This window comes from Gallibacterium sp. ZY190522, assembly GCF_054166015.1.
The window spans coordinates 2,515,260-2,534,140 of record NZ_CM135118.1; the positions used below are offsets into that span (position 1 = coordinate 2,515,260).

General features: G+C 38.4%; 17 protein-coding genes. 8 read left to right on the top strand and 9 right to left on the bottom strand.

Features of this window, described 5'->3' with window-relative positions; all coding sequences use genetic code 11:
* Positions 1-106: 106 nt before the first annotated feature.
* The 4 genes from nudC to hupA all read left to right on the top strand — a co-directional run bounded on the left by nudC (position 107) and on the right by hupA (position 3,026).
* A complete protein-coding gene (gene nudC, locus ACXPAV_RS12180) occupies positions 107-883 on the top strand; it encodes an NAD(+) diphosphatase (RefSeq protein WP_197494820.1) in 777 nt (258 codons plus the stop codon).
* A 6-nt stretch (positions 884-889) separates the two neighbouring features.
* Positions 890-1,957 (top strand): uroporphyrinogen decarboxylase, encoded by a 1,068-nt coding sequence (gene hemE / locus ACXPAV_RS12185; RefSeq protein ID WP_039135117.1) that lies wholly within the window; start codon positions 890-892, stop codon positions 1,955-1,957.
* A gap of 9 nt (positions 1,958-1,966) precedes the next feature.
* On the top strand, positions 1,967-2,557 hold the full coding sequence (locus ACXPAV_RS12190) for a YjaG family protein (RefSeq protein ID WP_039135120.1): 591 nt from the start codon (positions 1,967-1,969) through the stop codon (positions 2,555-2,557).
* Between the two features lie 196 nt (positions 2,558-2,753).
* A complete protein-coding gene (hupA, locus tag ACXPAV_RS12195) occupies positions 2,754-3,026 on the top strand; it encodes a nucleoid-associated protein HU-alpha (protein WP_013745698.1) in 273 nt (90 codons plus the stop codon).
* A gap of 49 nt (positions 3,027-3,075) precedes the next feature.
* Here hupA and apaH read toward each other — a convergent pair whose 3' ends face one another.
* From apaH to carA, 8 genes are all read right to left on the bottom strand, one after another.
* Positions 3,076-3,897: a bis(5'-nucleosyl)-tetraphosphatase (symmetrical) ApaH gene (gene apaH / locus ACXPAV_RS12200; protein WP_065233393.1), complete on the bottom strand. Its 822-nt coding sequence runs from the start codon at positions 3,895-3,897 to the stop codon at positions 3,076-3,078.
* Between the two features lie 12 nt (positions 3,898-3,909).
* Positions 3,910-4,863, bottom strand: coding sequence for a calcium/sodium antiporter (locus ACXPAV_RS12205; RefSeq protein ID WP_065233392.1), 954 nt, complete (start codon positions 4,861-4,863; stop codon positions 3,910-3,912).
* 2 nt (positions 4,864-4,865) lie between these two features.
* Entirely contained in the window at positions 4,866-5,699 is an 834-nt protein-coding gene (gene rsmA / locus ACXPAV_RS12210; protein WP_458003616.1) for a 16S rRNA (adenine(1518)-N(6)/adenine(1519)-N(6))-dimethyltransferase RsmA, read from the bottom strand.
* Positions 5,700-5,852: 153 nt separating this feature from the next.
* The gene (locus ACXPAV_RS12215; RefSeq protein WP_065231631.1) at positions 5,853-6,794 is read right to left on the bottom strand and encodes a peptidylprolyl isomerase; all 942 of its coding nucleotides are present in this window, start codon (positions 6,792-6,794) and stop codon (positions 5,853-5,855) included.
* Positions 6,795-6,864: 70 nt separating this feature from the next.
* Positions 6,865-7,404 carry a bifunctional pyr operon transcriptional regulator/uracil phosphoribosyltransferase PyrR gene (pyrR, locus tag ACXPAV_RS12220; protein WP_458003617.1) on the bottom strand — a complete coding sequence of 180 codons (540 nt, stop codon included), beginning with the start codon at positions 7,402-7,404 and terminating at the stop codon, positions 6,865-6,867.
* 130 nt (positions 7,405-7,534) lie between these two features.
* On the bottom strand, positions 7,535-8,854 hold the full coding sequence (locus ACXPAV_RS12225) for an NCS2 family permease (protein ID WP_458003618.1): 1,320 nt from the start codon (positions 8,852-8,854) through the stop codon (positions 7,535-7,537).
* Between the two features lie 155 nt (positions 8,855-9,009).
* The gene (gene carB, locus ACXPAV_RS12230; RefSeq protein ID WP_458003619.1) at positions 9,010-12,198 is read right to left on the bottom strand and encodes a carbamoyl-phosphate synthase large subunit; all 3,189 of its coding nucleotides are present in this window, start codon (positions 12,196-12,198) and stop codon (positions 9,010-9,012) included.
* A 26-nt stretch (positions 12,199-12,224) separates the two neighbouring features.
* The gene (gene carA / locus ACXPAV_RS12235; protein ID WP_458003620.1) at positions 12,225-13,382 is read right to left on the bottom strand and encodes a glutamine-hydrolyzing carbamoyl-phosphate synthase small subunit; all 1,158 of its coding nucleotides are present in this window, start codon (positions 13,380-13,382) and stop codon (positions 12,225-12,227) included.
* A gap of 350 nt (positions 13,383-13,732) precedes the next feature.
* On the opposite strand from carA, the gene ACXPAV_RS12240 reads away from it, so the two are divergent.
* A complete protein-coding gene (locus tag ACXPAV_RS12240) occupies positions 13,733-14,473 on the top strand; it encodes an MlaA family lipoprotein (RefSeq protein WP_458003621.1) in 741 nt (246 codons plus the stop codon).
* Between the two features lie 94 nt (positions 14,474-14,567).
* A complete protein-coding gene (locus ACXPAV_RS12245; protein WP_039170963.1) occupies positions 14,568-15,062 on the top strand; it encodes a YfbU family protein in 495 nt (164 codons plus the stop codon).
* A gap of 48 nt (positions 15,063-15,110) precedes the next feature.
* Here the strand turns inward: ACXPAV_RS12245 and ACXPAV_RS12250 are convergent, their stop codons facing one another.
* Positions 15,111-15,950 carry a formate/nitrite transporter family protein gene (locus tag ACXPAV_RS12250; protein ID WP_039170966.1) on the bottom strand — a complete coding sequence of 280 codons (840 nt, stop codon included), beginning with the start codon at positions 15,948-15,950 and terminating at the stop codon, positions 15,111-15,113.
* Positions 15,951-16,130: 180 nt separating this feature from the next.
* Here ACXPAV_RS12250 and prfB point away from each other — a divergent pair.
* Together prfB and lysS are read left to right on the top strand one after the other, a co-directional pair.
* A protein-coding gene (gene prfB / locus ACXPAV_RS12255) for a peptide chain release factor 2 (protein ID WP_155275452.1) occupies positions 16,131-17,229 on the top strand; the annotation gives its coding sequence in 2 pieces (ribosomal slippage) (positions 16,131-16,205 and positions 16,207-17,229; 1,098 coding nt in all).
* Positions 17,230-17,326: 97 nt separating this feature from the next.
* Complete coding sequence (gene lysS / locus ACXPAV_RS12260) at positions 17,327-18,835, top strand: lysine--tRNA ligase (protein ID WP_039135146.1); 1,509 nt, start codon at positions 17,327-17,329, stop codon at positions 18,833-18,835.
* The last annotated feature ends 46 nt before the right edge of the window (positions 18,836-18,881 follow it).

Sequence of the window (18,881 nt, forward strand, 5' to 3'; positions counted from 1 at the left end):
TTTACCTCAAAGTAAAAAAACAACGGAATAGACGGAATTTCGCTATAATAGCCTGTAAAAATTGGAGAAAGGTCGAAGTTCAATCATTAAAGAGGTGTAAATAATGATGCAGGCTATTCACAAACAGGATCAAGGATATTGGTTATTAACGCAAGGATCGGCAATTTATTTGCAGCAGGGAGAGTTGCCTTATGGAGAGGCAGCATTATATGGAGTAGAAGGGTTATTTGGTTGTGTAATTGGTGAATATCACCAACACCCATTATGGTTGGTGGAAGAGATTCCTAATGATGAGCAACGCGAGTATGTATCGTTGCGTTCACAGCTTTATCGTAAAGAAGAGGAATTTAATCTATTAAATCGAGGTGTGGCGTTGAATTATTTCTTTAAAACACACCGTTATTGTGGAAAATGTGGCGAGAAAACCTATTTGACAACTGGTGAATTTGCTGTGGAATGTCCTAAATGTGGCTATCGTCATTATCCGGTGATTTGCCCTTCAATTATTGTTTCTATTAGAAGAGGAAAAGAGATTTTATTGGCAAATCATCAACGCCATATCGGCGGAATTTACACCACATTGGCAGGCTTTGTCGAAGAGGGGGAAGCATTGGAGCAAACTGTTGAGCGAGAGATTTTCGAAGAAGTTGGTTTAAAAGTAAAGAATATTCGTTATTTTGGTAGTCAACCTTGGGCATTTCCAAATTCATTAATGGTTGGTTTTTTGGCTGATTATGACAGTGGTGAGATTCGTTTACAGAATAGTGAAATTCACGATGCAAAATGGTTTCGTTATGATGATGAGCTTCCTCTATTGCCGGAGGAGGGGACAATTGCACGCAAATTGATTAAAACAACATTGGCACTTTGTGCAGAGGATTAATAATTTATGACCCAATTAAAAAATGATCGTTATTTACGCGCTTTATTACGGCAACCGGTTGATATGACACCGGTTTGGATGATGCGTCAAGCAGGGCGTTATTTGCCAGAATATAAGGCGACGCGGGCGAAAGCCGGTGATTTTATGTCATTATGTCGTAATGCAGAGTTGGCGTGTGAAGTAACCTTGCAACCATTGCGTAGATATGATCTCGATGCAGCAATTCTATTTTCTGATATTTTAACCATTCCAGATGCAATGGGATTAGGTTTGAGTTTTGGTGCAGGAGAAGGGCCTAAATTTGCAAAACCAATTAATTGTAAAGAGGATATAGATCAATTACCGATTCCCGATCCGGAGCAGGAGTTGGGCTATGTGATGAATGCGGTAAGAACAATTCGTCGTGAATTGAATGGTGAAGTGCCATTAATTGGTTTTTCAGGTAGTCCGTGGACATTAGCGACTTATATGGTAGAAGGCGGATCAAGCAAAGCGTTTACCAAGATTAAGAAAATGCTCTATAGCGAACCAGCATTGTTACACGCTTTATTGGATAAATTAGCAGATAGTGTGATTTTATATCTTAATGCACAGATTAAAGCAGGCGCGCAGGCAGTAATGGTCTTTGATACGTGGGGTGGTGTGTTAGCTCACCAACAATATCGTGAATTTTCATTGCGTTATATGGAAAAAATTGTTAAGGGTTTGATTAGGGAATCTGAAGGGCGGATTGTACCGGTTACTTTATTTACTAAAGGTGGTGGTTTGTGGTTGGAAGCAATCGCAGATACCGGATGTGATGCAATAGGTTTGGATTGGACGATTGATATTGCGCAAGCAAAAGAGCGTGTTGGTGATAAGGTAGCGTTGCAGGGAAATATGGATCCTAGTGTTTTATATGCGCCAGCAGAACGTATTGAACAGGAAGTTAAAGCCATTTTAGCTGGATATGGTAAAGGTTATGGACACGTCTTTAATTTAGGACACGGCATTCACCAAGATGTGCCAGTTGAAAGTCCTAAAGTGTTTGTTGATGCGATTCATCGTTTTTCAAAAGTGTATAAGACAGCCTAAGAGGTAGATATGAGGAACCCGATTCAAAAACGTTTGGCAAATTTGGAAAGTTGGCAACAGTGTGTTTTTATGGCCTGTTTGTGTGAACGAATGTATCCTAATTTTGTGATGTTTTGCAATATTACCGAACAACCGCAGCAGGCAAAGGTTTACCATAATATTATGAACCTTGTTTGGGAACATTTAACTATTAAAAATGCAAATATTAATTTTGAACACCAGTTGGAGAAGTTTGAGCAAGTTATCCCGAATATTAATGACTACGATTTTTTCGGTATTGTTCCGGCGGTGGATGCTTGTGAAGCATTATCTAATTTGTTACATGCGCTAATTGGTGGAGAAAGTTTAGAGCAAGCAATAAGAATTAGTTTGTTATCTTTGCAAACCATTGTGTCATTATTGGAAACGGAAGAGAATCGCCATTTTAGTGATGATGAATTGAAAAATAATGAGTTAATTATTGATGAGTTAGATATTCAATGGGCGATTTATCGTACACTCAATGAACTGGAAAAACGTGATATTGAGGTGATTAACGGTTTGAAAAATGAGATCCGTGCCACAAAAATGAGTAATATCGGAGTTGAATTAAGCAATTAATGTGACTTTTTTCTAATTTTAGTAATAAATCTCTTTTAATATGATTAAAGTTAGATTAATCTGTTTACTCAAGACAAGGCTTGAGCTGGGGTGGATCAAGGGATATTCACCAACGAGGCTATCTCGGCTTTTTCAAAAAATTGAAAGAGAATCTATTCAATTTCTAAACCACAGTAAAATATAGAGGGTAATATTTATGAACAAAACTGAATTAGTTGACGTAATTGCAGAAAAAACTAAGTTAAGCAAAAAGGATTCTAAAGCAGCATTAGAAGCTGCCTTAGAAGCAATTACTGAAAGCCTTAAAGCAGGTGATGCAGTACAATTAATTGGTTTCGGTACATTTAAGGTTAACCAACGTCAAGAACGTACAGGACGTAACCCACAAACCGGTAAAGAAATCAAAATCCCAGCAACTAAAGTGCCTGCATTTGTTTCCGGTAAAGCTTTAAAAGATGCTGTAAAATAATTTTGGTGAAAAAAGTCGCTATTTTTTATAATAGCGGCTTTTTTAATGGCTAAAAATAGGCTTTTATTGCCTGTTGAGTAAATAGTTGTTTATCTTCCCAGCGTAACATCGTTAATCTATTGCCCCAAACACAACCGGTATCTAATGCATAAATATTTTTAGGCGTTGGATAATCAACAAGGCTTGCCCAGTGACCGAATAAGATTGCTATTTGCTGATATAGTGGATTTTCTAATTCAAACCAAGGTTTTAATGGGGCTGGTGATTCATTTGGCGGTAATTTACACTCAAATTCTAAGCGATTATCCGGATAGCAGTAACGCATACGCGTAAAAACATTAATGCTGTAACGTAAACGTTCAATGCCGGTTAAGTCTTTAGACCAGAGATCAGGTGAGTTTTGATACATTTCACGTAATAATTGTAGATAATCGCCCTGTTGCAACACCTGTTCAACTTCCGCAGCACACTGTTTCGCCGTTGCCAAATTCCATTGTGGACAGATACCGGCGTGAGTAATGACGAAACCAAGATCGGAACGATCAATCAGCAAAGGCTGGTGACGCAGCCAATCAATCAAGTCTTTAAAATCCGATGCTGAAAAAATAGCATCAACGTGATCTTTTGCTTTAATTTTTTTAATGCCGAAAGCGGTAGAAAGCAAGTGAAGATCGTGATTTCCTAATACGGTTTGTGCTGATTTGTCTAATGATTTGACAAAACGTAGACATTCGAGAGATTTATCGCCACGAGCAACTAGATCACCGACAAGATAGAGTTTATCCTGTATTGGATTAAAATTGACTTGTTGTAATAGAAGCTGTAGCTCATCAAAACAACCTTGTAGATCGCCAACAATATAGGTCGCCATAAATTTTTCCCTTTATAGTGTAATGATTAAGTAAGCGAGGTAGATAAAATATGTTGCTAGTAGAATTACTCCTTCACTTCTGGATATTTTTTTACCTGTTGCTGCAAATAGCCAGAGTAATAACATACTAATAATCAACATTGCAAAATCAAGATAAGATATATCTCCGACAGCAAGTGGAAATATGCTTGAACAAGCGCCCATTACAAAGAAAATATTGAAAATATTGCTACCGACAACATTGCCAATCGCAAGATCTGAACTGCCTTTTTTGGCAGCAAAAATAGAAGTTGCCAATTCAGGAAGTGAAGTACCACCTGCAACAATAGTTAAACCGATAACAGCATCACTAACGCCAAAGTTTTGTGCGATCTGAATTGCTCCAGAAACAAAGAGATCTCCACCAATAATTAACACTGCTAAACCGATGAACAGATAGAATATTATTTTTATTGAAGAGTGCGGTGTTATCTCATCTATTTCATTCTCTTCGGTTGTATCCTGTCTTGCATTGGCAAAGGTGTAGCTTAAGAAAATAGTAAAAAACAGTAATAAAATTAAGCCATCACCACGAGAAATAAAGTCAATAGATTGATTATTCAATAGGCGATCAAAACAGAGAAAAATAAAAGCCAAGGAAGCCAATAGAGCAAAAGGAATCTCTTTTTTTACTGAACCAGCTTTGATCATAATAGGTGATGCTAGGGCACTGGCGCCAACAATGACTAATGTATTAAATAAATTGCTACCGATAATGTTACCGACAGATACACCGGAATTGCCTTTTAATGCTCCCCAGAAGCTAGTAATGAACTCTGGTAGTGAAGTGCCAAAAGCAACAATAGTTAAACCGATAATCAATTCATTAATTTGGAAACGGCGAGCAACGGCAATTGCGCCGTCAGTAAAGCGGTCTGCTCCCCAAAGAATGCTGACAATACCAATGAGTAACGTAATATATTCCATTATTATGCCTCATCCTTATTTGTTGAAAGTGGGGGATTATCAGCAAGCCAATTAGCTAAGCGAGTATAATCTGCAATAGTAAGGTTTTCAGCACGATCGGTCAGTTTAATACCTAATTCTGTAAGTTGTTCAGCTGTAAAGAGATCCATCAATGAATTTCTTAAAGTTTTACGGCGTTGATTAAAGGCTTGGGTACAAACGCGGTTTAACCAGTAAAGATCTTTTACTGGATGAGGCAATACTTTATGGGGAACTAAGCGTACAACGGCGGAATCTACTTTGGGAGCAGGTTTGAAAGCTGATGGCGGAACTTCCAATACAGGAATAACTTGGCAGAAATATTGAGCCATAATGGTTAAGCGACCGTATGCTTTACTATTTGGGCCTGCACATAAACGGTTTACCACCTCTTTTTGTAACATAAAGTGCATATCCCGAATCACATTGTGATATTGGAAAAGATGAAACATCAATGGTGTTGAAATGTTATAAGGCAAATTGCCGAAAATTCGTAATGGTTTGTCAGCCTGTTGTGCTAACTGCTGAAAGTTAAAACGCATTACATCTTGTTCAATAACATTCAACTTTTGATGTAAAAATGGATGATGGCGTAATCTTTCTGCTAAATCTCGATCCAATTCTATCACCGTTAAATGTTCAATTTGTTCAGCAACTGGTTCAGTTAATGCACCGAGTCCTGGCCCTATTTCTACTAAAAAATCATCTTGTTGAGGATTGATTGCCGTAACAATACTCTGAATGATTTGATCATCGTGTAAAAAATTTTGTCCGAATCGTTTTCGTGCGGTATGTCCTAAATGTGTTTTTGAATTCATTAAAATCTCCTTAGTACTTGAAATTTTTCTGCTTTAGGTGACAGAATGTATTTATATTGTTGTTTTAGCAATATCTTTTCTAGAAAAAATAACCGCACACAGAGTGTACGGTCGCTATTATAACTAAATTGCTTAATGTTGAATAATGAGCAATTACTTTTGTAAAATCTTAATATCAGCTGATTTTCTCAAAGTTTTTACCCAATCTTTAGAGGCTTCCATTGCTTGTTGATTAACTACTTGCTGATAGGCCTTTTGCATATAGGCTTCTTTGGTTTTATCCCCTTCACGTTTATCAACAACTTCTAGAATATGCCAACCATATTGGGTTTTAAACGGCTGAGAGATCACACCTTTTTTACTATTTTTTATCATTGCTTGAAATTCCGGATCATATACTTCAGGGAAATTCCAACCTAAACTCCCTCCGTTAGCTCCGGAAAGGTAATCTTTGGAGTAAGATTTTGCTGCAGCGGCAAAAGTGGTTTTACCTGCGATAATATCACTACGCAAATCAGATAATTGTTTTTTGGCTTGAGCATCATTTAATAGAGGATTTGTCTTTATAAGGATATGGCTGACAAGATATTGTGGAGATTTTACAGTCTGCAATGTACCTTTTTGCTTTGCTTCATTGTACATCTGCATACCCAATTTTTCTATTTGTTCACGTGAAACAGAGATACTTTCGTTTATTGCTTTATTACGAACTTCTCCCATAATAATTTGGTGGGCAATCTGTTGACGGAACTTTGCTTCACCGATTCCTTGATAATCTAATACGTCAAGGAATTGACCATAAGTTAATCCATTCTCATTGGCAATTTGATGCATAATTTGTTGAATTTGTTGTTGAGATACATTGATGTTAGCACCTTTGATTGCTTTTTGTACCAACATATCATCAATGATGTCATTCAAGGCAGCGGCACGATTGGCTTCAGTATTGGTACGTTTACCCAAAGCCTGTTTAACTTGACTACTTAATATCGGCGTACCGTCAACGGTCGCTACAACTTTTTCTACGGCATAGCTTGTTGATGCTAATGATAAACAGCCTGTTAAAAGTAAAAATTTGATCCATTTTGTTTTCATAACCTATTGTCCTATTTGCTATATTTTGTACTGTGTTCCGTTTCACATTAGATGACTAGATAAAAAGATCTTAATCATTTCTTAATAAATCTACTTGATAGCAGCCATCATATTTCATTGTTTTCACTTGTATCTGTTCCTGTCTTGAAGTAGGGATATTTTTACCAACATAATCGGCACGAATAGGCAGTTCACGATGCCCTCTATCAACAAAAATTACCAGTTCGATTTTTGCTGCTCTGCCGAAATCAATTAATGCATCCAGTGCAGCACGAATGGTTCGACCAGTGAATAATACATCATCCACTAAGATAACTTTTTTATTTTGAATATTGATTGCTTCCGAAGAGCCGTGATACACCGGAGATTCACTGGATTCCGCATATTGTAAATCATCACGATAAAAAGTGATGTCCAGTTCCATATAAGGCAAGGTTATGCCGGTCAGCTGTGCAATTTTCTGCCGTAAAAGATCAGCAATTTCCGCTCCTCTACGGCGAATACCCACAATGATTAAATCATCCAATGTTTGGTGTTTTTCAATAATTTCATGGGAGATACGTGAGATCGTACGAATAAACTGGTTTTCATCGATAATCACTTTTTCCATAAATAAAGTAACCTTCTAATTTAGGATAAAACGGGATTAAAAATAACATAAAATCACAGTTAACGCACATTGAAAACGTATTTTTCAGAAAAATTAGGTTTTGTCGAAATGACAAAACCTAATAGCAAGATTAGATAGCCCAATGACCAGCATAGAATATCACTAAAATGATAGCAATAATGACTGTACCAAGGTTGAGTTTACGCCACTCACCGGCGATAATTCTCCCGATGACTAAAGAAGCAAATCCTAGCATAATGCCGGTAACGATATTGGCGGTTAAGACGATAAATACCGCACAGATTAAACCACTCATTGCAGCGACAAAATCATTGAAATCCAATTTAGCAACATTGCTCAACATTAATAGACCAACATACATCAATGCTGGTGCCGTGGCATAACCGGGTACTAGAGCAGCCAGTGGTTGGAAGAATAACATTAATAAGAATAATAAACCGACAACAATTGCAGTAATACCAGTTTTACCTCCGGCAGCAGTGCCGGCAGCTGATTCAATATAAACGGCAGCAGGTGCGGTGCCGAACAGACCAGAGAATAAACTACTCAAGGAGTCTGAGGTTAAGGCTTTGCCTCCGTTAATGATTTGCCCATCCTTATCCAATAAATTAGCTTGCCCTGCTACTGCTCGAATAGTTCCAGTAGCATCAAAAACAGCTGTCATCACTAAGGCGAACACAGCTGGTAATACCATTGGTTGTAATGCACCGGCGATATCTAATTGTAGAAAATGTGAGGTTTCACCGAAAGATGGTAATTTAAAAACTTGACCGGCAAATTTAACATTAGGATCGAAAATTAAACCGATAATCGTGATGGCGATAATAACTAACAGAATACCACCTTTTACTTTTAAACGCTCTAAACCGATAATGGCGGCAAGACCGATCAAAGCCATCATTACTGGGAAAGAGGTGAAATCACCTAATTTAACTGGTAAGCCAGCATTGTTAGCGACAACTAAACCTACACCGTTCGCAGCAATCAAAAGTAAGAATAAACCGATTCCAATACCGGCACCGTGAGCGATACTAGCAGGCAGATTACGTAAAATCCAAGCACGAATACCGGTGGCGGAAATCAATGTAAAGATAACCCCCATTAAAAAAACAGCACCCAATGCCACCGGAATGCTTACTTGTTGTCCAAGTACTAAGCTAAAAGCGGTAAAGGCAGTTAATGAGATTGCCACGCCAATAGCCATCGGTGCATTTGCCCAAAAGCCAATAAGGATAGAACCTAAACCTGTTACTAAACAGGTAGCAATAAAGACGGATTCAGCGGAAAAACCAGCGTTGCTTAACATTCCCGGCACAACAATAACAGAATAAACCATTGCTAAGAATGTTGTTAGCCCGGCAATAATTTCTTGGCGTAAAGAACTTTTGCGGGCGGAGAGTTCAAAACGCTGTTCAAGCATATTAGACATTGAAATACCTTAAATTAGGATAAAAGGGAAATGTAGGAAAAGAATTTTACCTGAGTCAGCAACAATCTACTATTAAAAAATGCAAACGTTTGCGTTTTTTTTGAAAATAAAACGCCTTACCTCTTTAAAGTAAGTCAGGTAAGGCGTTATTGATTTTAGCTCTGTAATGAGTAGATATTTAGGTGATCAAGTTTGTTTAAACCGTTTGCCAAAGCGGTTGCACCATTCATTGTGGTTAATACCATCACTTTATGTTGTAAGGCACTACGACGAATAGAGTGACTATCTGCAACAGATTCAGGTTTGCCGTCAACTGTGTTGATAACCAGTGCTATTTCTCCATTCTTGATTGCATCAACGATGTGAGGACGCCCCTCACGAACTTTATTAACGTGTTGAACAATAATGCCTTGTTCCGCAAGGAATTTAGCAGTGCCGTAAGTTGCGCATAAACCGAAGCCAAGTGCTTGTAATTGTTTGACTACAGTCAATAAACGTTGTTTATCCTGATCGGCAACAGATAGGAACACTTTTCCTCCGTGAGGGATATGTTCACCAGCACCAAGTTGTGCTTTGATAAAGGCTTCAGCAAAAGTTTCACCTACGCCCATTACTTCGCCAGTCGAACGCATTTCAGGGCCTAAAATAGTGTCTACTCCTGGGAATTTGATAAATGGGAACACTGCTTCTTTAACTGCAAATTTTTCCGGAATCACTTCTTTTTTAATATTTTGCTCTGCTAAGGAAATACTTGCCATAACGCGTGCAGCGATTTTAGCTAAAGGTACGCCGGTAGCTTTACTAACGAAAGGCACTGTACGAGAGGCACGTGGATTAACTTCAAGCACATAAATAGTGTCGCCTTTAACGGCAAATTGAACGTTCATCAACCCGACCACTTTTAAAGCAAATGCCATTTCAGTGGTCTGACGGCGGATCTCATCCTGAATTTGTTGGCTCAAAGAATATGCAGGGAGAGAACAAGCGGAGTCGCCACTATGGATACCAGCCTGTTCAACGTGCTGCATAATACCGCCAATAACAACTTGTTTCCCATCGCAAATACAGTCGACATCGACTTCGATTGCATTATCGAGGAAATGATCTAGTAAAATCGGACTATCATCAGAAACCTGTACGGCTTCGCGCATATATTTATTAAGTTCATCTACGTTGTAAACAATTTGCATTGCACGGCCACCTAAAACATAAGAAGGACGCACCACTAAAGGATAACCGACTTCGTCAGCTAATTTTACGGCTTCTTCTGCATTTTTTGCCGTGCGGTTAGATGGCTGTTTTAATTTCAGATCATTTAAGATCTGTTGGAAACGTTGTCGATCCTCTGCTGCATCAATGCTGTCGGCAGATGTTCCAATAATATTGACGCCGTTTTGTTGCAATTTATTGGCTAGTTTTAGTGGGGTTTGACCACCATAATGCACGATTACGCCATATGGGTTTTCAATGTGAATAATCTCTAAAACATCTTCAAGTGTTAGCGGTTCAAAATAGAGACGATCAGAAGTATCGAAATCAGTAGAAACGGTTTCCGGATTACAGTTAACCATAATGGTTTCAAAACCACTTTCTCGCAAGGCAAGAGCGGCGTGTACACAGCAATAATCGAATTCGATTCCTTGACCGATACGATTTGGACCGCCACCTAAAATCATAATTTTTTTACGATCTGATGGGGTGGCTTCACACTCCTCTTCATAACAAGAGTAGAGATAAGCAGTATCTGAATTAAATTCTCCGGCACAGGTATCGACACGTTTATAAACCGGATGCAGATTAAATTGATTACGACGTGCGCGCACTTCACTTTCACTGGTTTTGGTTAATTGTCCGATACGTTTGTCGGAAAAACCTTTTCGTTTTAAACGGCGCAACTCAGCGTAATCCAACTGATCCAACGTTTTTTGTTCCAATGCCAACTCTTCTTGTACCAGATCTTGAATTTGGCGTAAGAACCAAGGATCAATTTTAGTGTAACGATAAACTTCATCCAACGACCAACCTAAACCAAAAGCGTCGGCAACATAGAGTAGGCGTTCAGGTCCGGGATTAGAAATTTCGTGACGTAATTTTTCATTATCTTCTGAACGTAAATTAAATCCGCAAATGCCTGTTTCTAAACCACGCAATGCTTTTTGTAAACTTTCTTGGAAAGTACGCCCCATTGCCATCACTTCACCGACAGATTTCATTTGCGTGGTTAAACGGTCATCCGCTTGTGGGAATTTTTCAAAGGCGAAACGTGGTACTTTAGTAACAACATAATCAATTGAAGGCTCAAATGATGACGGAATTAATCCGCCAGTGATGTCATTGCGTAACTCGTTTAATGTGTAACCGACCGCTAATTTAGCCGCTACTTTGGCAATCGGGAATCCTGTTGCTTTTGAAGCAAGTGCAGAAGAGCGGCTAACACGAGGATTCATTTCGATCACAATCATTTCGCCGTTTTCAGGATTGATAGCAAATTGTACATTTGAACCACCAGTATCTACACCAATTTCTCGTAACACCGCAAGGCTTGCATTACGCATAATTTGGTATTCTTTATCAGTGAGAGTTTGTGCCGGAGCAACGGTAATTGAGTCTCCAGTGTGTACCCCCATTGGGTCGAGATTTTCAATGGAGCAAACAATAATACAGTTATCTGCTTTATCACGTACTACTTCCATTTCATACTCTTTCCAGCCTAACACCGATTGCTCAATTAATAATTCGTGAGTCGGGGAGGCATCGAAACCACGTTCGCAAATGGCTTGGAATTCTTCCCGATTATAAGCGATACCACCACCAGAACCGCCCATTGTGAATGACGGACGAATTAAGGTTGGAAAGCCGACTTGTTCCTGAGCTTGCCACGCTTCAGCAAAGGTGTGGCAAATGAATGATTTTGGCGTATGTAAACCGATTTTCGCCATTGCTTCTTTAAAACGACCGCGATCTTCAGCTTTATCAATTGCATCTTCAGTCGCACCGATTAATTCCACATTATATTTTTTTAAGATACCGTTTTTGGAAAGATCTAATGCACAGTTCAATGCAGTTTGACCGCCCATTGTGGGTAAAATCGCATCTGGTCGTTCTTTGGCGATAATTTGTTCCACTGTTTGCCAACGAATTGGCTCAATGTAGGTAACATCAGCCATATTCGGGTCGGTCATAATGGTTGCTGGATTTGAGTTAACAAGGATGACTTTATATCCTTCTTCACGCAATGCTTTACAGGCTTGTGCACCGGAATAGTCAAATTCACACGCCTGCCCGATAACGATTGGACCGGCACCGATAATTAATATTGTTTTAATGTCTGTGCGTTTTGGCATAATTTATTTTTCACCCATTTTACTGATTAACGTGTCACATAAGAAGTTGCTGTTTGTGTATGGCTTGCAATATCCATTTCGTGAATAAATTTATCAAAGAGATAAGCAACATCGTGCGGACCTGGGCTGGCTTCTGGATGACCTTGGAACGAAAAAGCTGCTTGTGTTGTCAATTCAATTCCTTGAACCGAACCATCAAACAGAGAACGATGTGTGATGCGAACATTATTTGGCAGACTATCAGCATCCACTTCAAAACCGTGATTTTGACTGGTAATCAACACTTTTTTGTTATCTAAGTCTTCAACAGGATGGTTTCCGCCGTGATGACCAAATACCATTTTTTTTGTTTTCCCGCCAACAGCTAAACCGAGTAATTGATGTCCTAAACAGATACCGAAAATAGGTTTTTTACTTTCTAATAATTGACGGATAGCGGTAATAGCATATTCACAAGGTTCAGGATCGCCCGGCCCGTTGGAAAGGAAAATGCCATCCGGATTAAGTGCTAGCACTTCACTAGCTTGGGTATCTGCAGGAACAACCGTAATATGACAACCACGTTCCGCCAACATTCTGAGAATATTACGTTTAACGCCGAAATCATAAGCGACAACGTGAAAACGGCAATGTTGTTGTTGCGGATAGCCCAAACCAAGCTGCCAAACACGTTCAGTCCATTCATAACTATTTTTACAAGTTACCTCTTTAGCGAGGTCTTTACCTGCCATTGACCCGAAACTTTGTGCTAGAGTTAATGCTTTTTGCTCATCAATTTCACCTGCCATAATACAACCAGACATTGCACCTTTGTCTCGTAATAGACGAGTTAAGCGGCGAGTATCAATATCTGCAATTGCGACCACATTATTTTGCAGTAAATATTGATGCAAAGACATTTCACTGCGGAAGTTACTGTGTAAGAGTGGCAGATCACGAATAATTAAGCCAGCAGCGTAAACTGCATCGGATTCTACATCTTCGCTGTTGGCACCAGTATTGCCGATATGTGGATAGGTTAAGGTAACAATTTGTTTTGTGTATGAAGGATCAGTGAGGATCTCCTGATAACCAGTCATTGAAGTATTAAAAACCACTTCACCTATGGTATGTCCTAGTGCGCCAATGGCTTTACCTCGGAAAACAGAACCGTCAGCGAGGACGAGGATAGCTTGTTCAGACATCAATTACTCCTAAATAATTTTATGTGTTAGGTTGAACACTTACGAATGCTCATTAACCACAACTTAGATCAAATGGCGATTTACGCTTTTGGCTAAATTGTGCCTGAAAGTTTTCGCTAAAACCGAAAAAATCGTATTATTTTAATTGAGCAAACGATTAAATACAATGTTTCAACCGCTAACAATCTTGTTTAATTGTTAATGTTGTAGTGTACTTTATGAAATAATATGCAATATTTTTGAATATTTATTCATTTAAGGCAAGCGGTATTTTTGATTTAACGATTTTTTTCAGCCTGAAATTTGATTAGAATAAATAAAGTTTAGAGAAAAATAAAATGGGAATGACTATGGTAAGACAATTGAAAAAAACATTATTTACTGCAATGGTAATAATTCTGGTTGGTGGTTGCTCAAGCCATCAAGATAATGGAGAACGCAGTGACCCATTACAGGGGATTAATCGTACAATGTGGAACGTAAATTATAATTATCTTGATCCCTATATTGTACGTCCTATGGCTAAAGGTTGGCGTGATTATGTGCCACAACCAGTGAAAACTGGAATTATTAATTTTGCAGATAATTTAGATGAGCCTATGAGCTTTGTTAATCGCTTATTGGAAGGTAATTTTAAACAAGCAATGGTGCATTTTGACCGTTTTTGGATTAATACGATTTTTGGTTTAGGAGGCTTTATTGATCTTGCCAGTGCAAGTGAACCATTAAAAAAGCAGGAAAAGCGTGAATTTGGTGATATGTTGGGGCATTATGGTGTTGGTACTGGTGCTTATGTGATGGTGCCAGGGTATGGTGCTGCGACACCACGCCAGGACTTAGGGCATTTAGTTGATATGACTTATCCAATGTTGTCTTTTCTTGGACCTTGGGGGCTTTTGAAATGGGGAGTTCAGGGTATTGATAGTCGTTCTAGAGTATTAGATCAAGATGTTCTATTACAACGATCACAAGATCCATATGTTACTTATCGTGAGGCTTATTTCCAAAACCTTAAATTTAAAGTGAGTGATGGTAAGTCAGAAACGAAGACAAGTGAGCTGGATAAAAATATTTTAGATGAAATAGATTAATCTTTAATTTTATTGATTGAAATTAATAACTACAGTCGAAGAATCCTTTACAGTAGTTGGCAGTTTAATTTTTGATTTAGAAAAGGATAAAAATATGGAAATGACATCCATTCAACGTTTAATTTTGGCTAACCAGTATGAATTAATGGCATTATTAAATCCAGAACAGGCAGTGCATTTTCGTCGGTTGAAAACAATTGTACAGTCAGGTTTTGCAAAAGAATTGCAAGAATTGGATAAAGGCTTCTCCTATTTGGGTGAAGCGGAATGTGATGCCGTACGAGATACTTTAGAGATGTATCACGCATTGCAGATTTGCTATAACAAATTACCGGATAAATCCGTGATTAGTGCTAACCAAATCAAGTTTATTGGTTATTGTGCTATTAGAGAGAAAAAATATTGTCAATATGTGAAATTTTTACGAGAAAGTGAAAAACTTTATGCGGATGTTGAATTTTATGCAGATGATAGTGATGCACAAATCTGTATGGCAGAAAAATATCAAAAAATGTTGGCTGTTTGGCGTAGTTGTCCACACGAATACCACCTCAGTGCGGAAGAAATACATCGTATTTTGGTAGCTTAGCAAGAGTGCATGGCAAAAACGGTAGGTTTAAGTGCCTACCGTTTTTCTTTATTTGTTTGCCTGAATTTCTATTTCTTTATTAACTTGACCGTAAATCATCATCGTAAAGACAACTGTTCCACCCAGAATATTGCCGAAACAGGTTGGCAATAAGAAAGTGATGAAGTAGTCATAAAGTGAAGCTTCACCTTGGAAAACAAGATAGGCAATTTCCGCTGAACCGACAATAACGTGTGCAAAATCACCAAGAGCTATCAGATAAATAAAGAAGAAAATCATAATGAATTTTCCACTGTTGACTGATGGCATCATCCAAACGATAGAAGCAATCAGTATCCCAGCAGGGATTCCTTTTAAAATATTTTCGGAAACAGTCATCTGTTTAACGTGCATTGCAATTTCGTGCATTGCATTGACAAATTCAGGGTTAAATGCTTGATGATTTTGTAAAAATAGTGCGGCTAATGCTGTGCCTATTAAGTTTGAAATAAGCACAATAGACCATAAACGTGCGACTGCTGCGACTTTACGCCAAGTCAATGGATTAAACAGCGGTACAACAGTTGTGATAGTATTTTCCGTAAACAATTGCATTCGTCCGAGAATCACAAGTAGAAAGCCGACAGTATATCCCATATTAGTGACCAACGGTGACCAGTTTTCGTTAGGCAAATAGGCGGTAAAAATTGCTTTAAAAACAAACGAGAATGTTACTACTAAACCGGCAGTAATACCGGAAAAGATAAGTGCTTTTGTTGGACGAGTTAGCTCTTCAATGCCATCCTGTCGAATAATTTCATATAATAATCGTGGACTAAGACGTTCATATTCCTCAATCGCCATTTTATCTCGATAGGAAAGGGTTGAAGTATCTAATTCTGATTTCATTGCGTTTCCTTTTTAGTTAAAAATTATAAAAATAATAGCGAAAACTATCTAAAAAATAGGGTGCATATCTTAACATAATGCAAAAATCACACCTAATTTTCTTGTTAAAGAAACTAGGCTAAAACAACGGAATATTTTATAATCACGCGTTCTTGAAACAGAAAGAATAAATGAAAAGATATGTTTGAAATTAATCCTGTAAAAAATAAAATCAGTGATATTAGTGAAAGAACCTTGGCACTTAGGGGGTATCTTTGACTTCGACAATAAAGTTGAACGATTAGAGGAGGTCAGCGCTGAATTGGAGCAGCCGGATGTATGGAATAATCCGGAAAAAGCACAAGCATTAGGAAAAGAACGTTCTTCATTAGAATCAGTGGTAAATACCATTAAATCTTTGCAACAAGGTTTAGATGATGTTGAAGGATTATTAGAATTAGCAATTGAAGCAGATGATCAGGCAACATTTGATGAAGCTGTTGCCGAACTGGAACAGCTGGAACAAAGTTTGGCTAAACTTGAATTTAGAAGAATGTTCAGTGGCGCCAATGATGCCGCTGATTGCTATGTAGATTTGCAAGCTGGTTCAGGTGGTACTGAAGCCCAAGACTGGACAGAAATGTTGTTACGGATGTATTTACGTTGGGCAGAGAGTAAAGGATTTAAAACTGAGTTAATGGAAGTGTCCGATGGTGATGTTGCTGGCATTAAATCAGCAACCATTCGTGTTAGTGGTGAATATGCTTTTGGTTGGTTGCGAACAGAAACTGGTATTCATCGTCTAGTGCGTAAAAGCCCATTTGATTCTAATAATCGTCGCCATACCTCCTTTAGTGCGGTATTTGTTTATCCTGAAATTAATGATGATATTGATATTGAAATCAATCCGGCGGATTTACGCATTGATGTTTATCGTGCATCTGGTGCTGGTGGGCAACACGTTAACAGAACCGAGAGTGCAGTGCGAATTACTCATATCCCGACCGGTATTGTAGTGCAGTGTCAAAATGATCGTTCTCAGCATAAAAATAAAGATCAGGCGATGAAGCAGTTAAAAGCTAAATTGTATGAGCTTGAATTGAAAAAGAAAAATGCTGAAAAACAGGCATTAGAAGAGAGTAAGTCGGATATTGGTTGGGGCAGTCAGATTCGCTCTTATGTGTTGGATGATGCACGTATTAAAGATTTACGCACTGGCGTTGAAAACCGCAATACACAAGCTGTATTGGATGGCGACTTAGACAGATTTATTGAAGCAAGTTTGAAAGCTGGACTATAGCTATGCAAGGTTTGTTTAGTAAATAAAATTGACTGATTTTAGTAAGAATTGAATAACGATTTGCAAGAATATGCATTAAAAAATTAAAGGTAAAAAAATGACAGAACATACTCAAGAGTTAGATTTAAATGGAGAAATGCTTGCTCGCCGTGAAAAATTGGCAACCTTACGCCAAAAAGGCAATGCATTTCCGAACACATTCCGCCGAGACAGTTTAGCCGGTGATCTTCATCAACAATATGAAAATGAAGATGGTGAAGTATTAAAAGAGAAAGCTATTCCTGTCAGCGTAGCAGGGCGTATTATGACACGACGTAAAATGGGAAAAGCTAGTTTTATCACGTTGCAGGATATGAGTGGAAAAATCCAACTGTATGTCGCTAGGGATTTATTACCGGAAGGTGTTTATGAAGAAATTATGGCGATGCTTGATCTTGGCGATATTGTTGGAGCAAAAGGAACGCTATTCAAAACTAAAACTAATGAATTGACTGTACGTTGTACTGCTCTTGAATTGTTGACTAAAGCATTGCGCCCATTACCGGATAAATTCCACGGTTTAGCAGATCAAGAAATGCGTTACCGCCAACGCTATTTGGATCTTATTTCTAATGAAGAATCTCGTCGCACTTTTATTATTCGTTCAAAAGTGATTGCAGGTATTCGTGAATATTTTATCGGCAAAGGTTTTATCGAAGTCGAAACCCCAATGTTGCAAGTGATTCCGGGTGGGGCGGCGGCACGTCCGTTTATTACTCACCATAATGCGCTTGATATTGATATGTACCTTCGTATCGCACCGGAACTTTATTTGAAACGCCTTGTTGTCGGTGGTTTTGAGCGTGTATTTGAGCTAAACCGTAACTTCCGTAATGAAGGGGTTTCTGTACGTCATAATCCAGAATTTACGATGATTGAATATTACCAAGCTTATGCGGATTATCATGATTTAATGGATAATACCGAAGAATTATTGCGCAAATTGGCATTGGATATTTTAGGCACTACAATTGTGCCTTACGGTGAATATGAATTTGACTTCGGTAAACCGTTTGAACGTATCACAATGCACGATGCCGTATTGAAATATGGTGCAGATAAAGGCATTGTTAAAGAAGATCTTTATGACTTTGAACGTGCTAAAGTGGTAGCTCAAAAACTTGGCATTGAAATTCAAAAGTCTTGGGGCTTGGGTAGTTTAGTTAATGCGATTTTTGAAGAGGTAGCGGAACATCACTTAATTCAGCCAACCTTCTTAATGGCTCACCCTGCTGAAATTTCACCGTTGGCTCGTCGTAATGATGAAAATCCAGAAGTTACGGATCGTTTTGAATTATTTATTGGTGGACGTGAAATTGGTAACGGTTTCTCTGAGTTGAACGATGCGGAAGATCAAAATGAACGTTTTAATGCACAAGTAGCAGCGAAAGAAGCGGGAGATGATGAAGCAATGTTTAAAGATGAAGATTTCGTGGTGGCGTTGGAACACGGTTTGCCACCAACAGCAGGTGAAGGCTTGGGAATCGACCGTTTGGCGATGTTGTTTGCTAATGCGGAATCAATCCGTGATGTGATTTTATTCCCAGCAATGAAACATAAATCTTAAAATTTTTTAGTAACGAAAAGGTTGGTTGTGAAAGGCAATTAACCTT

Excerpts from the sequence above, each read along its gene's own strand:
- nudC (WP_197494820.1), top strand. The coding sequence starts at position 107 with ATGCAGGCTATTCACAAACAGGATCAAGGATATTGGTTATTAACGCAA.
- hemE (WP_039135117.1), top strand. The coding sequence starts at position 890 with ATGACCCAATTAAAAAATGATCGTTATTTACGCGCTTTATTACGGCAA.
- ACXPAV_RS12190 (WP_039135120.1), top strand. The coding sequence starts at position 1,967 with ATGAGGAACCCGATTCAAAAACGTTTGGCAAATTTGGAAAGTTGGCAA.
- hupA (WP_013745698.1), top strand. The coding sequence starts at position 2,754 with ATGAACAAAACTGAATTAGTTGACGTAATTGCAGAAAAAACTAAGTTA.
- apaH (WP_065233393.1), bottom strand. The coding sequence starts at position 3,897 with ATGGCGACCTATATTGTTGGCGATCTACAAGGTTGTTTTGATGAGCTA.
- ACXPAV_RS12205 (WP_065233392.1), bottom strand. The coding sequence starts at position 4,863 with ATGGAATATATTACGTTACTCATTGGTATTGTCAGCATTCTTTGGGGA.
- rsmA (WP_458003616.1), bottom strand. The coding sequence starts at position 5,699 with ATGAATTCAAAAACACATTTAGGACATACCGCACGAAAACGATTCGGA.
- ACXPAV_RS12215 (WP_065231631.1), bottom strand. The coding sequence starts at position 6,794 with ATGAAAACAAAATGGATCAAATTTTTACTTTTAACAGGCTGTTTATCA.
- pyrR (WP_458003617.1), bottom strand. The coding sequence starts at position 7,404 with ATGGAAAAAGTGATTATCGATGAAAACCAGTTTATTCGTACGATCTCA.
- ACXPAV_RS12225 (WP_458003618.1), bottom strand. The coding sequence starts at position 8,854 with ATGTCTAATATGCTTGAACAGCGTTTTGAACTCTCCGCCCGCAAAAGT.
- carB (WP_458003619.1), bottom strand. The coding sequence starts at position 12,198 with ATGCCAAAACGCACAGACATTAAAACAATATTAATTATCGGTGCCGGT.
- carA (WP_458003620.1), bottom strand. The coding sequence starts at position 13,382 with ATGTCTGAACAAGCTATCCTCGTCCTCGCTGACGGTTCTGTTTTCCGA.
- ACXPAV_RS12240 (WP_458003621.1), top strand. The coding sequence starts at position 13,733 with ATGGTAAGACAATTGAAAAAAACATTATTTACTGCAATGGTAATAATT.
- ACXPAV_RS12245 (WP_039170963.1), top strand. The coding sequence starts at position 14,568 with ATGGAAATGACATCCATTCAACGTTTAATTTTGGCTAACCAGTATGAA.
- ACXPAV_RS12250 (WP_039170966.1), bottom strand. The coding sequence starts at position 15,950 with ATGAAATCAGAATTAGATACTTCAACCCTTTCCTATCGAGATAAAATG.
- lysS (WP_039135146.1), top strand. The coding sequence starts at position 17,327 with ATGACAGAACATACTCAAGAGTTAGATTTAAATGGAGAAATGCTTGCT.